This is a genomic window from [Clostridium] colinum, from assembly GCF_940677205.1.
GTDB lineage: Bacteria > Bacillota > Clostridia > Lachnospirales > CAG-274 > Tyzzerella > Tyzzerella colina.
In genome coordinates this window covers 1318071-1334193 of record NZ_OW712331.1, presented here as the reverse complement: position 1 = coordinate 1334193, position 16123 = coordinate 1318071, and the positions used below count along the sequence as shown (strand labels likewise).

The 16123-nt window shown below is 28.7% G+C and carries 7 protein-coding genes; 6 read left to right on the top strand and 1 reads right to left on the bottom strand.

All coding sequences use genetic code 11. The annotated features are described in order from the left end of the window. Window positions 1-3: 3 nt before the first annotated feature. Window positions 4-1467, bottom strand: a complete 1464-nt coding sequence (locus tag NBW53_RS06615) for an MBOAT family O-acyltransferase (protein WP_250277479.1) — start codon at window positions 1465-1467, stop codon at window positions 4-6. Between the two features lie 188 nt (window positions 1468-1655). Here NBW53_RS06615 and NBW53_RS06610 point away from each other — a divergent pair, with 188 nt between their 5' ends. The 6 genes from NBW53_RS06610 to rpoC all read left to right on the top strand — a co-directional run bounded on the left by NBW53_RS06610 (window position 1656) and on the right by rpoC (window position 15944). Beyond that, entirely contained in the window at window positions 1656-2480 is an 825-nt protein-coding gene (locus NBW53_RS06610; protein ID WP_250277478.1) for an Mrp/NBP35 family ATP-binding protein, read from the top strand. 51 nt (window positions 2481-2531) lie between these two features. After that, a complete protein-coding gene (proB, locus tag NBW53_RS06605; protein ID WP_250277476.1) occupies window positions 2532-3332 on the top strand; it encodes a glutamate 5-kinase in 801 nt (266 codons plus the stop codon). Between the two features lie 11 nt (window positions 3333-3343). Next, window positions 3344-4594, top strand: coding sequence for a glutamate-5-semialdehyde dehydrogenase (locus NBW53_RS06600; RefSeq protein WP_250277475.1), 1251 nt, complete (start codon window positions 3344-3346; stop codon window positions 4592-4594). 318 nt (window positions 4595-4912) lie between these two features. Continuing rightward, window positions 4913-7855 carry an S-layer homology domain-containing protein gene (locus tag NBW53_RS06595; RefSeq protein ID WP_250277474.1) on the top strand — a complete coding sequence of 981 codons (2943 nt, stop codon included), beginning with the start codon at window positions 4913-4915 and terminating at the stop codon, window positions 7853-7855. Window positions 7856-8441: 586 nt separating this feature from the next. Then, entirely contained in the window at window positions 8442-12338 is a 3897-nt protein-coding gene (gene rpoB / locus NBW53_RS06590; RefSeq protein ID WP_250277473.1) for a DNA-directed RNA polymerase subunit beta, read from the top strand. Between the two features lie 21 nt (window positions 12339-12359). After that, a complete protein-coding gene (gene rpoC, locus NBW53_RS06585; protein WP_250277472.1) occupies window positions 12360-15944 on the top strand; it encodes a DNA-directed RNA polymerase subunit beta' in 3585 nt (1194 codons plus the stop codon). Window positions 15945-16123: the final 179 nt, after the last annotated feature.

Genomic DNA, 16123 nt, shown 5'->3' with positions numbered 1-16123 from the left:
AATTTAAAATTGGAAGTATATAAATTGTCCGGCATCACTAAAAACCCCCATAGAAAGTATAATTATAGTTATTATATAATAGAAAATAAATTTTATAAAAAAAGGCATTTTGTCTAATGTAATATATATTCTTTGTTTATATTCAAAAATTTCTATAAAAAATAGTAAGGCTATACAAGATGTTACCATTAATATTTCAAAAATATTAAGCCCAAGCTCTGTTGAAATATTATATAAATATTGAATATTAGTAATATTTGTTATATCTGAAAATAAATTATTTACTATATAAAAGCCATCTTTTACTGTGTTTGCTCTAAAAAATATTAGAGAAAAACATATTAAACTAAAAGTAATAATAATTCTAAAAATATTAAAAAAGTTATCAACATATTTATTTTTTATATTAAATCCTATAAAATTTAAAAATTTATTTTTTAAATCTCCAATAATTTGATAAAATCCATTTAAACCACCCCAAATAAGAAATGTCCAATTAGCACCGTGCCATATACCACTTACTAAAAAAGTAATCATTAAATTAAAATAAGTTCTTATTGTGCCTTTTCTATTTCCACCTAAAGGAATATATAAATAATCTTTAAACCAAGTGGATAAAGAGATATGCCATCTTGTCCAAAATTCTTTCACATTTTTTGAAAAATAAGGACTTTTAAAGTTTTCCATTAAGTTTATACCAAATAATTTAGCACAGCCAATAGCTATATCAGAATAACCACTAAAGTCACAATATAATTGTATTGCAAAAAATACAGTAGCTATAATAAAAGATATACCACTATAATTATAAGGTGAGTTGTAAATAGTATTAACAAGTATAGAAACTCTATCTGCTATGACTATTTTTTTAAAATATCCTATAAGCATTATTTTTAAACCAGTTGATATATTGTTAGTATTAAATTTATGTTCTTTAAATAGTTGATTTAAAAGCCTATCAGCTCTTTCTATTGGACCTGCTACTAACTGTGGAAAAAACATTATATATAAACTTACTTTTAATATATTTTTTTCGGCTTTATATCTTTTTCTATAAATATCTATTATATAGCTTGTAGCTTGAAATGTATAAAAAGATATACCCATTGGTAAAACTATGTCAAAATTTTTGATAGGATAGGGAATATTAAGGTAATTATATAAAGTTATAAAAGAATGGTTTATAAATACACTATATTTAAATATAAATAATATTAAAAAGTTTATAAACAAACCAAATATTAAAATAGTTTTACTTTTGGTGTAATATTTTTCTATTAATAATCCTATAAAATAATTAAAAAAGCTAGAAAATAAAATTAAGAAAATAAACTCTATTCTCCAAGCCATATAAAATATACAACTACTTATTAAAAGTAGATACCATCTGTATTTATTAGGTATAATATAATATAAACTTAATATTATTGCTAAAAATATCAAAAATGTAAGGGAATTAAAAAGCATTTTACACCTCTTTATATTTTATTTTTTATTATACGTTATTTTTTATGTATTTTCAATACTAGGATTTAATAATAGTTATCATTTGACAATATATAGTATATTTGTTAATATTATTAAGAAAACAAATTTTAATTAATATAAAATTATAAATATTGATATAAATAATAAAAATTTAAGGAGATGATATTATGGGAAATTGTAACTCTTGTCCATCTAAAGGTAGATGTGGAAAACAAGAAGACAGTTGTGGGATAAAAGTAAACCCTAAAAATAAAATAAAAAATGTTATTGGTGTAATGAGTGGTAAAGGTGGCGTTGGTAAAAGCACAGTATCTGTTACTTTAGCAAAAGAGCTTAATAGCCAAGGCTATAAAGTAGGTATATTGGATGCAGATATTACAGGCCCTAGCGTTGTTAGACTTTTGGGTATAGACAAAGACGTACGTGCTATGGGTACGGCAGAAAGAGAGATTATACCGGTAGTATCTAAAGAAGGTATAAAAGTTATATCATTAAATCTTTTAATAGAAGATGAAAACCAACCAGTTATATGGAGAGGGTCTTTACTTAGCAACTGTGTAAATCAATTTTGGTCAGATGTTTTATGGGAAGAGCTTGACTATCTTATTATAGATATGCCTCCAGGAACTGGCGATGTAACTTTAACTGTAATGCAATCTATACCTTTAACAGGACTTATTATAGTATCTGTACCTCAAAGTATGGTATCTATGATTGTTACTAAATCTATAAATATGGCTAAAAAAATGAATATAAAAATATATGGAGTAGTTGAAAATATGAGTTATATACTATGTCCACATTGTAATGAGAAAATCTATATATATGATAGAGAAGAAACAGATAAATTATTAGAAGCTAATAATGTTAAACTTTTAGCAGAATTACCTACAACAAAAGATTTGGCTAATATATATAAGTCGGGAATTGAACAATGTGATAATCTTATAAAAGACCAGTTTAAAAACATAGTAAAAGAAATAGTAAAATAAATTATATATAATATTAATATATATGCTAAAACTAACAAAGGAAATAATATTATGAATTTTAGAGAAAGAATAAAAGATTATAAAAGTGTTGTTGTAAAGGTTGGAACTACATCTTTAACACATAAAAATGGTAAAATAAATTTACAAGCTATAGAAAATTTAGCGTGGGTTTTATCAGATATTAGAAATCAGGGTAAAAAGGTTATATTAGTATCATCTGGTGCTATTGCTGTTGGAAGCGAAAGATTGTCTTTAGATGAAAGACCTAGAGATATAATAGGAAAACAAGTGGCATCTGCTGTTGGTCAAGGTGTTTTGATGCAAATATATGAAAGCTTTTTTTCAAAATATAACCAAAAAATAGCACAAATATTACTAACAAAAGATGTTTTTGATAATAGTATAACTAGAGAAAATGCTCAAAATACTTTATTTAAACTATTAGAGATGGGAGTTATACCTATTGTAAATGAAAATGACACTATATCAACAGATGAGATAGAAGGATTTTCGGATAATGACACTTTATCTGCATATGTTTGTGATATTGCTAAAGCCGATATATTAATAATACTATCAGATATTGATGGTATGTACACAAAAGATCCCAACAAATATAATGATGCAAAGATAATTAGTGAAATAACAAAAATAGATAATGATATAGAAAATAGTGCAAAAGGCTCTAACAGTAGCTTAGGTACTGGTGGTATGAAAACAAAGGTTAGCTCTGCAAAAATAGTTAATAAAAATGGAGCAGATATGATTGTAGCTAGTGGCAAAGAAGCTAGTATATTATTTAAAATATTAACTGGTGAAAATATAGGTACATTATTTGTTGGAAAAAGATAAGGGGTGATTTTATGGAGCTTACAAAAATATGTGAAAGAGCAAAAAAAGCTAGTAAAGACTTAGCAAAACTTAAATCTATTGAAAAAAATAATATATTAATAGCTTGTAGCAACGCACTTTTAAAAGAAAAAGAAAATATAATAAAAGCTAATCAAATAGATTTAGAAAATGCAAAAAAAAATAATATAAAACAAAGTTTATTAGACAGAATAATGTTAAATGAGCAACGAATAGACAATATGGCACAAGGTATTTTACAAGTTGCTAATTTAAACGACCCATTAGATGAATATATGGATATGAAAGTTTTACCAAACGGTTTGAAGATTGGTAAAAAAAGAGTTGCTATGGGTGTTATTTGTATTATATATGAAGCTAGACCAAATGTAACTTCAGATGCTTTTGCTATGTGCTTTAAGGCTTCAAGCGCTGTTATTTTAAAAGGTGGAAAAGAAGCTATAAATTCTAATAAAGCTATTGTAGATATATTTAAGAAAGCTATAAAAGAGTTGGGTTATAATGAAAATATGATTACTTTAATTGAAAGCACAGATAGAGAAACTACTACAAAGCTTATGAAAATGAATGATTATATTGATTTATTAATACCTAGAGGTGGAGCTAATCTTATAAAAGCAGTTATAGAAAATAGCACAATACCTGTTATAGAAACAGGAGTGGGGAATTGTCATATATTTATTGATGAATATGCAGATGAAAACAAGGCTATAGATATTGTATTAAATGCTAAAGTACAAAGACCTTCTGTTTGTAATTCTCTTGAAACATTAATGATACATAAAAATATTATTAATTCTGTACTACCTAAAATAATAGAAAAATTAAAAGAATATAATGTAAAAATTAAAGGAGATGAAGTAGTAAAAAATATAGCTAGAGATGAAGAAATAGAGCTAGCAACAGAAGAAGACTGGAAAGAAGAATTTTTAGATTATATCTTAGCTATAAAATGTGTAAACAATATAACAGAGGCTATAAAACATATAGAAAAATATTCTACAGGACATTCAGAAGCTATTATTACAGAAAATTATTGTAATGCTAATAAATTTGTTGAAGAGGTAGATTCGGCTGTTACATATGTAAATGCCTCTACTAGATTTACAGATGGAGAACAGTTTGGGTTTGGGGCTGAAATAGGAATTAGTACACAAAAATTACACGCTAGAGGTCCTATGGGTATAAAAGAAATAACATCCTATAAATATATTGTTTTTGGTGATGGACAGATAAGAAAATAAGTAAAAAAATATATAAAAAATATTGAATTTTAATAAAAATATGTTATAATTAATATTATTTATAAAAGTCAATATTGTAACTTAATATTTAAATATAAAAAATATTTTTATATTAAAACTATATATATGTTATAATAATATTTTTTAAAAGTAATTTTTTATATATTTTGTATACACAGATTTATAATTAAAAAGGTATTTACATATTATATGGGGTAAAAATATAAGTAGAAAAAGTTAATATGTTACATAAGGGCATTTATAATGAATTAATTATTATAAAATTTATATTTTAAAAGTATTTTAAGGAGTGTAAATATGAAGAAAAATTTAAGAACATTTAATAAAGTTGTTTCTATATCTACTTTAGTTGCAGCTTTTTCAATGACTACATATGCAAATACATTAAATGTAAAAGACATAGAGGGTCATTGGGCAGAAAATGTTGTTGCTAAATGGGTAAATAATGGTTTGATTAGTGGATATGAAGATGGAAACTTTAAACCAAACAATACTATAACGCGTGCAGAATTTGTTACAGTTGCAAACAAAGGATTAAATTTTACTAACAAAGGAAATGCTAATTTTACAGATGTTAGTGAAAATAGTTGGTATTATAACGAAGTTGCAATTGCTACAGGTGAAGGGTATATAAAAGGATATCCAGACAATACCTTTAAACCAAATGATATTGTAACAAGAGCACAAGTTGCAGTAGTACTTTCTAATATATTAAACTTAGAAAGCAAAGAAAGTGTTAGTTTTTCAGACAATAATGAAATACCATCATGGGCTAATGAAGCAGTTATAAAAGTAGTATCTAATGGATATATGAAAGGCTATCCAGACGGAACATTTAAGCCAAATCAACCACTAACTAGAGCAGAAGCAGTTTTTGTATTAGATAAAGTTAAAGAAGCAAAAAATGGACAAGAAGGCAATAAAGAAAATAATAAAAATACAGCAGATACACAAAATGATTTAAGAACAAGCACAACAACTGGTACAGGATATGATTTTAGCAATAGCACAAATAATGGTGGAAATAATAATGGAAATAATGGTGGAAATGGAGGAAGTGGTACAGTTTCTAACAAAACACAAGAAGTTAAAAACAAAGATGAATTAAAAGCGGCTATATCTAACAACGAAGTAGGAATTATTAACATTGTTGGAGATATACAAGGAGACATTGAAGTTACTAGAACAGGTAACACAGATTTAACAATTAATTTTGGAAATTCTAAAGGAATCAACTCTTTAAAAATTAATGCTCCAGAGGCTAAAAAAATTATATTAAGTGATTCGGCTGAAGGTGCTAAAGTTAATACTATAATAATTAATGCACCTAAAGCACATATTGAAAATACTGTAGAAGTATCTGAAAAAATAGTTATAGAGTCAGTTGCAAAAAATACTTTTGTAATAAAAGACAAAGCTCCTAAAATAGAGTTACGTGGAGAGGGTAAAATAGACGTTTTACCATTAAGCCAAAAACCAGTTGTAGAAATTTATACAGATAAAGAAGTAAACTTAAGTGGTATAATGGGAAATGTAAAAGTAAATGTAGATAATTCTAAAATTACTGTTGAAAAAAGTACAACAATAGATAAAATAGAAGTTAATCAACATATAAAAGATTGCCTTATAAAAACAAATAAAGATACAAAAATAGAGCTTGTAGAAACATATAGTGATATTAATGTATCTGGTGAAGATGGAATAGTTAAAGACGTTAATGTATTACAGGATAATGTAAAAGTAACAATAAATGGTTCAGTTATAGTAGAAAATGTAAATACAGAAACTGAATTTGACAAAGTAGAAATAAAAGGTGATGGAACAAACAAACCAAATAAAGTAAATAGATTAGCTCCAGAACTAGAGGGTGTTAGCTTTGAAGATGATGAAGCAACAGATGAAAAAACAAAAATTAAACTTCCACAAGCAGGTGATGGTAATAGCTTTAAATATAAAATTTCAGATAATGACCAACCAGTAAAAAGACCAAATATAGGAGATGATACAACAGGTTGGATAGATATTCAAAATGATGATACTTTTGAAACTACAAATGGTAAAAACATAGGTGTTGCAGAAGCAGATAAAGAGGGCAAGGTTGTTAAATTTGTAAACAAACAAGCGGATGTATTTGCTAATGTAACAGAAGAAAAAAATCTTAAATCAATGGAAGAATCTCTTAAAAAATTAGAAAATAAAGTAAGTGTAGAAGATGGAAGAGAGATTGATAAAACTATTACAGATTTAAAAGATTTAGTAAGATTAGATAAATTTAAAGAAAGAATAGAAAAGCACGCTCAATATAGCAAATATCTAAAATTGCAAGAAGAATTGAAAATAATGAATGATATTGATAAATATTATCCAAATAAGACAGTAGTGCTTGATGATAAAGGTGATATACAATTACATGAAGATATAAAACTAGAATTTAAAGCTACATTGAAGAAAGCAGATGGTAGCGAAGTAACTGTAAAAAATAAAGAGAAAAAAGTAGAAAATAATAAAGTATCTTTTAGAAAAGAAATGAGAGCAGCAGGGCTTGGTAAATATAAAGTTATTTTAGAGACAACAAAAGATGCGGATTTATTTGAAACACTTGATCAAGGTAAAATTACTTTAACTACTAATGAGCAAGAAGTGAAAAAATTAGAAAATACTTTACGATTGACAATATATGATAAAAATTTAAATATAAAAGAAAAAGGAAGTGCAACATTAGATTTTGAAAATAGAATTTTAAGCTGGGAGCCAGTGCCAAATGCTACATCTTATGATATTTATGGAGAGCTTACAATTAAGAATACAGAAGGAGCTTTAGGAACTTATTATATGAACTTAGATGAAGAATCAAAACATGCTGAAAATTCATTTGAAGCTAAAAGATTTATTGTAAGTGAGGATAATAAAGTACAAAATTATAGTAATGAGGTTTCATTAATAGCAGCAAATGTAAAAGAAACGAGTATTTCTCTTGATGATAATTTATTTTTACCAGGCTCGAATGTATATGGTTTATCTAACAGATTAAATGAGTTGGAAAATTATGAAAAAGAAAATACTTCTGTTTATATTTGGATTATACCTAGAAATGAAAAAAGTTTATATATATCCAAAGTGTATAAAAATCCTACTAAAGATTTTGAAATTCAAGATAGAAATAGTATTAAGGTTTCAATTCCTCTTACAACAATGAAAAATTATTGGGAAAAAATATTAGGATTTGAGCCTAAAAAATGAGATTAATAATAGGTTGTTTACTATTTTTAGTGATATAAAAAATATAAACAATTAAAAAATATTTTATAAATAAAAAATAGAAAATTATTGATAAAAAATCATAAATTATTTATATGTTTTTATAATAAATGTATAAGTAAAATACTAATATAGATACAAATTAAATTAGAATTTATTTTATAAATTTAAGAAACTTATTATTAATTTTATTCATAGATAACATGAAAACAAAAGATATGATAAAATTCATATCTTTTGTTTTCATTATAAAAATCTTATCAATTACATTAAAATATATTGACAAATAATACAAAATATGTTAAAATTAAAAAATGTATCAAAAGGTACAATTATTGATGAAAAATTTAAAAAGTTATTTATTTTTACTCAAAAAATATATAAAATAGAAATAGAAAAGGATGTATTTATATGTATTACAACCATTTGATTTTATAATAATTTTAGCCGAACACAATAATTTTAAAAATAAAATAATAGTATTCGGTGGTTTTTTGTGTTTTAAATAAAACTTATTTATAGCAAACAAAGCTTTTTAGCTTAAAATATATTTAAGGAGTGTAGTGCCGTGGAGAAAAGTAGAATACAACCGATTAAATTTGGCGATGTTGTTCGTATGAGCTATTCCAGAATAGATGAAGTTTTAGAAATGCCTAATCTTCTTGCTCTTCAAAAAGATAGCTATGATTGGTTTATTGAAGAAGGGCTTAAAGAGGTGTTTGAAGATATATCACCTATAACAGACCACAGCAATAATCTTATACTTGAATTTGTTGGGTTTAAAATAGACTCTGAACCTAGATATTCTATTGCTGAATGTAAAGAAAGAGATGCAACTTATGCAGCAGCTTTAAGAGTAAAAACTAGACTTACTAACAAAAAAGACGATGAAATAAAAGAACAAGAAATATTTATGGGTGATTTTCCATTAATGACAGATACAGGTACATTTGTTATAAATGGTGCAGAGCGTGTTATTGTTAGCCAACTTGTTCGTTCTCCTGGTATATATTATGCTATGGAAAAAGATAAGGTTGGTAAAAACCTTATAAGTTCTACTGTTATACCAAATAGAGGTGCGTGGCTTGAATATGAAACAGATTCTAACGATGTATTTTATGTTAGGGTAGATAGAAACCGTAAAATACCTGTTACATCTTTAATACGTGCTTTAGGTATAGGCACAGATGAAGAAATTATCCAATATTTTGGCGAAGAAGGAAAAATTTTAGCTACTATAGAAAAAGATATAACTAAAACATACGAAGAAGGCTTGTTAGAAGTATATAAAAAAATAAGACCAGGTGAACCACCTACGGTAGAAAGTGCACAATCTTTATTAACCAGTATGTTTTATGACCCTAAAAGATATGACCTTGCACGTGTTGGTAGATATAAATTTAATAAAAAACTATCATATAAAAATAGAGTTCGTGGATTTAAATTAGCAGAAAATGTAGTGGATACTACAACAGGTGAAATATTAGCTAATGAAGGAGAAAAAATAACATCTGAAATAGCAGATAAAATACAAAACGCCGGTATACCATATATTAATGTATATGTAGAAGATGATAAAGTATGTAAAGTAATAGGTAACCTTACAGTTGATGCAACAGAATATTTAAAAGCCTATGATATTACTAAAGAAGAAGTGGGTATTAAAGAAGATGTTTATTATCCAGTTTTATTAGAGTTACTTGAGCTTGCAGACGATAGAGAAGATTTAAAATATAAAATAGAAACTAATCTTCAAAGATTAGTACCAAAACATATTACTTTTGAAGATATTATGGCTAGTATTAACTATAATATACATTTAGATTATGGTATTGGTGCGGAAGATGATATTGACCATCTTGGCAATAGACGTATTAGAGCAGTTGGGGAGCTTTTACAAAACCAATTTAGAATAGGGCTTTCTCGTATGGAAAGAGTTGTAAAAGAAAGAATGAATACTCAAACATTAGACACAATAACTCCACAAGCCTTAATAAATATTAAACCAGTAACAGCTGTTATAAAAGAGTTTTTTGGTAGCTCACAACTTTCACAGTTTATGGACCAAAACAACCCTCTTAGTGAAATGACACACAAACGCCGTTTATCTGCCTTAGGTCCTGGTGGTTTATCAAGAGATAGAGCGGGCTTTGAGGTTAGGGACGTACATACCTCACATTATGGTCGTATGTGTCCTATAGAAACACCAGAGGGGCCAAACATCGGTCTTATTAACTCTTTAGCTACATTTGCTAAAATAAATCAATATGGATTTATTGAGGCTCCTTATAGAAAAATAGATAAATCTGGTGACAAACCTCGAGTTATCAATGAATTTATATATATAACTGCAGATGAAGAAGAAAATTATGTTATAGCACAAGCTAATGAACCATTAAATGAAAATGGAGAATTTATTCATCCAAAAGTTACAGCTCGTCTTGGCGAAGATAACGTAGAGATAGAACCAAACAAAATTGACCTTATGGACGTTTCTCCTAAACAGCTTGTTTCTGTAGCTACAGCTTTAATACCTTTCCTTGAAAATGACGACGTTACAAGAGCATTAATGGGGTCTAACATGCAACGTCAGGCAGTACCTCTTTTAACAACAGAAGCACCAGTTGTTGGTACTGGTATGGAACATAAAACAGCTAAAGACTCAGGTGTTGTTATAGTAGCTAAAAATAGTGGTATTATAGAAAAAGTAGATGCTTCAGAAATAATAATAAAAACTAACGAAGGTAGAAAAGATAGATATAAACTTAGCAAATTTAAAAGAAGTAACCAAAGTAACTGTATGAACCAAAAGCCAATTGTTTCTAAGGGGCAAATTGTTAATGCTGGAGACATTATAGCAGACGGTCCTTCTACAAAAGATGGCGAGCTTGCACTTGGTAAAAATCCACTTATCGGATTTATGACTTGGGAAGGTTACAACTATGAAGATGCTGTTTTACTTAGCGAAAGACTTGTTGCAGAAGATGTATATACATCTATTCATATAGAAGAATACGAATGTGAAGCTAGAGATACTAAGCTAGGACCAGAAGAAATAACAAGAGATATACCAAACGTTGGTGATGATGCATTAAGAGATTTAACAGAAAGTGGTATTATTAGAATAGGGGCAGAAGTTTCTCCTAATGATATTCTTGTTGGTAAAGTTACACCTAAAGGTGAAACAGAGCTTACAGCAGAAGAAAGACTTTTAAGAGCTATTTTTGGTGAAAAAGCACGTGAAGTTAGAGATACATCTTTAAGAGTACCTCATGGAGAATGTGGTATAATCGTAGATGTTAAAATATTTACTCGTGAAAATGGCGACGAATTACCACCAGGTGTTAATAAACTTGTTCGTGTATATATAGCTCAAAAAAGAAAAATATCTGTTGGGGATAAAATGGCTGGTCGTCACGGTAACAAAGGGGTTGTATCTCGTGTGTTACCAGTAGAAGATATGCCTTTCTTACCAAATGGTAGACCACTTGATATTGTTTTAAATCCTCTTGGGGTTCCTTCTCGTATGAACATTGGTCAGGTATTAGAAATACATTTATCATTAGCAGCTAAAGTGTTAGATTGGAAAATAGCAACACCAGTATTTGATGGTGCAAACGAAAATGATATTATGGAAACATTAGAGCTTGCAAATGATTATGCAAATTCATCTTGGGAAGATTTTGAAGCTAAATGGAAAGATAAAATTAATGATGAAATATTTGATTATTTAGAAAAAAATAAAGCCCATAGAGAAGAATGGCGTGGTGTTAAGCTTAATCATACAGGTAAAATAAAGCTTAGAGATGGTAGAACAGGCGAAGAGTTTGACAATGCTACAACAGTAGGATTTATGCACTATCTTAAATTACATCACCTTGTAGATGATAAAATACACGCACGTTCAACTGGTCCATATTCTTTAGTTACACAACAACCACTTGGTGGTAAAGCACAATTTGGTGGACAAAGATTTGGTGAGATGGAGGTTTGGGCACTCGAGGCTTATGGTGCATCATATACTTTACAAGAAATATTAACAGTTAAATCGGACGATATAGTAGGTCGTGTAAAAACTTACGAGGCGATTGTTAAAGGTGAAAATATACCAGAACCAGGTGTTCCAGAATCATTTAAAGTATTGTTAAAAGAACTTCAAGCATTAGGTTTAGATGTTCGTGTCTTATTAGAAGATTCTACAGAAGTTGAAATAAAAGAATCTATAGAAGACGGTGATGCTATCTCTGTAAATGTAAATATAGAAGGCACAGAAGAAGAAGAAACTGAAGATATTTTAACAAATGTTTTAGAAAAAAATCTGATTATAGATGAATTTACAGACTATGATGATATTGACCCTATAGAAGAAATATTATTAGAAGAAGACATTGATTTAGATTATAACGATGAAGACATTTTTGCCGAAATAAGCAAAGAATTTATTGATGAAGATAATTTTGAATAATAGAAAGGAGAAAGGTGTTATATGAGTGCACAAAATAGTGAACAATCTATAATTTTTGATTCTATTAAGATTGGATTAGCATCTCCTGAAAAAATACGTGAATGGTCTAGAGGCGAGGTAAAAAAACCAGAAACTATAAATTATAGAACCTTAAAACCAGAAAAAGATGGTCTTTTTTGTGAGAGAATATTTGGTCCACAAAAAGACTGGGAATGTCATTGTGGAAAATTTAAAAGAGTTAGATACAAAGGCATTGTTTGCGACAGATGTGGTGTTGAAATAACAAAATCTAAGGTAAGACGCGAGAGAATGGGGCATATAGAGCTAGCAGCCCCAGTATCTCACATATGGTATTTTAAAGGAATACCAAGCCGTATGGGTATTATACTTGGTATGAGCCCACGTTCTTTAGAAAAAATTCTATATTTTGCAAATTATGTAGTTTTAGATGCTGGTAATACAGCTTTATCTTATAAAGATTTATTAACAGAAAAAGAATATAGAGAAGCATATGATAAATATGGAAATACTTTTACAGTTGGTATGGGTGCTGAGGCTATAAAAATTCTTTTACAACAAATAGATTTAGAAAAAGAATCTAAAGAGCTTAAAGCCCAACTTAAAGAAAGTACTGGTCAAAAAAGAGTTAGAATAATTAAAAAATTAGAAGTTATAGAATCATTTAGGGTGTCAAATAATAAGCCAGAGTGGATGATTTTAGATGTATTACCAGTAATACCACCAGATATTAGACCGATGGTTCAGTTAGACGGTGGTAGGTTTGCAACATCAGACTTAAATGACCTTTATAGAAGAGTTATAAATAGAAATAATCGTCTTAAAAGACTTTTAGAGCTGGGAGCTCCAGATATTATAGTTAGAAATGAAAAAAGAATGCTTCAAGAGGCAGTAGATGCACTTATAGATAACGGTAGAAGAGGGCGCCCTGTTACAGGCCCTGGCAACAGAAGCTTAAAATCTCTTTCAGACTTATTAAAAGGTAAACAAGGTCGCTTTAGACAAAATCTTTTAGGAAAACGTGTTGACTATTCTGGACGTTCTGTTATCGTTGTAGGTCCTAACCTTAAAATATATCAATGTGGTTTACCAAAAGAAATGGCAATAGAGTTATTTAAACCTTTTGTTATGAAAAAATTAGTAGAAGATGGAATTTCTCATAATATAAAATCTGCTAAACGTATGGTAGAAAGATTACAAAGAGAAGTTTGGGACGTTTTAGAAGAAGTTATTAAAGAGCACCCTGTTATGCTTAACCGTGCTCCTACTCTTCATAGACTTGGTATACAAGCATTTGAGCCAGTTTTAGTAGAAGGACGTGCTTTAAAATTACATCCTCTTGTTTGTACAGCATATAATGCCGACTTTGATGGAGACCAAATGGCTGTTCACGTTCCTTTATCTGTAGAGGCACAAGCAGAATGTAGATTTTTACTACTTGCACCAAACAACCTTTTAAAACCTTCAGATGGTGAACCTGTTACAGTTCCTTCTCAGGATATGGTTTTAGGTATTTACTATTTAACCCTTGAAAAAGACGGAGAAAAAGGTGAAGGTAAAGTATTTAAAGATGAAAATGAAGCTATTTTAGCTTATGATAACCATATCATTAGTCTACATGCTAAAATAAAAGTAAGAAGAACTATTAAAAATGAAGATGGAACAATAGAAAGCAAAATAGTAAATTCTACTGTTGGTAGAGTAATATTTAATGAAATAATACCTCAAGATATAGGGTTTGTTGATAGAACAAAAGAAGAAAATAAATTTGATTTTGAAATAGATTTCTTGTGTGATAAAAAAGCATTAGGTAAGATAATTAATCGTTGTATAAATAAACATTCGGCAACAGATACTGCTAAAATGTTAGATGATATTAAAAACTTAGGATTTAAATACTCTACAAAAGGAGCTTTAACTGTTTCTGTATCCGATATGGAAATACCAGAAGAAAAAGAAGCATTTTTAGAAGAGGCAGACAAAGAAGTTGATAAAATTACAAAAATGTTTAGACGTGGTCTTATGACAGATGAAGAAAGACATTTTAAAGTAATTAAAGCTTGGGAAACAGCCGATGATAAAATAACAAATGCACTTTTAGCAGGTCTTGGTAAATATAATGATATTTATATGATGGCGCACTCTGGAGCGAGGGGCTCTAATAGACAGATTAAACAGCTTGCAGGTATGCGTGGTCTTATGGCATCACCTTCTGGGGAAACTATTGAGCTTCCTATCAAAGCTAATTTCCGTGAAGGTCTTACAGTTCAAGAATACTTTATATCTGCTCATGGGGCTAGAAAAGGGCTTTCAGATACAGCTCTTAGAACAGCCGATTCTGGATACTTAACAAGAAGATTAGTTGATGTATCTCAAGATATTATTATTAGAGAGTTTGACTGTGCTGAAGAAACAGGCGAAGTTCCAGGTATGTGGGTTAAAGCATTTATGGATGGACAAGAAACTATTGAACCTTTATCAGATAGAATAAGAGGTAGATATTCAGTTGAAAATATTAAACATCCAGAAACAGGTGAAATAATAGTAGAAGCAGATACTATGATTACACCAGACCAAGCAGAGCTTGTTGAAAATCTAGGTATAGAAAAAGTTCTTATAAGAAATATTTTATCTTGTAGATCTAGAAAAGGTGTTTGCTCTAAATGTTATGGTGCAAATATGGCTAGTGGTCGTGTTGTTAGAATAGGTGAGGCAGTAGGTATTATTGCTGCACAATCTATAGGTGAGCCAGGTACACAGCTTACTATGCGTACATTCCATACAGGTGGTGTTTCTGGTGGTACTGACCTTACACAAGGTTTACCTCGTGTAGATGAATTATTTGAAGCAAGAAAACCTAAAGGACTTGCTATAATAGCTGAATTTGGCGGTAAAGTTTCTATTACAGAAACTAAAAATAAACGTGAAGTTACAGTTACTGCAGATAATGGAGAGATAAAAGAATATCTTATACCTTATGGGTCTCGTATAAAAGTATTAAATGGTGATTATATAGAAGCCGGAGATGAGCTTACAGAAGGTAGTGTTAACCCTCATGATATACTTAGAATAAAAGGTATTAGAGGTGTTCAAGACTATATGATACAAGAAGTTCAACGTGTATATCGTTTACAAGGTGTTGATATCAACGATAAACATATAGAAGTTATTGTTAGACAAATGCTTAAGAGAACAAAAATAGAAGAACCAGGGGATACAGAGTTTTTACCAGGTAGCTTAATAGATTGGTTAGAATACGATGAAACTAACAAAAAAATGTTAGAAGAAGGTTTGGAACAAGCAAATGGTACACGTGTGCTTTTAGGTATAACAAAGGCATCTCTTGCTACAGAATCATTCCTTTCTGCCGCATCTTTCCAAGAAACAACAAAAGTTCTTACAGAAGCAGCTATCAAAGGTAAAGTTGACCCACTTATTGGTCTTAAAGAAAATGTTATTATAGGTAAACTTATACCAGCAGGTACAGGTATGCAAACTTATAGAAAAATAGATTTAAGACTAGATAAAGATAAACAAAATGAAGAAATAACAGATGAAGTAGAAGAAAATATAGATGATATTGTATAAAAAATATTATTAATATTAAAAGGTTGTATATTGTTTTTAGTTGTATAATTACAGTATGCAACCTTTTTATTACTTATTTAGCATTTTTTATTGATATATACTTAACAAAGAGGGAAATTATATAATTCTAAATAAATATAAGATTATTTATAAATAATAAATATAGATTAATTTTATTT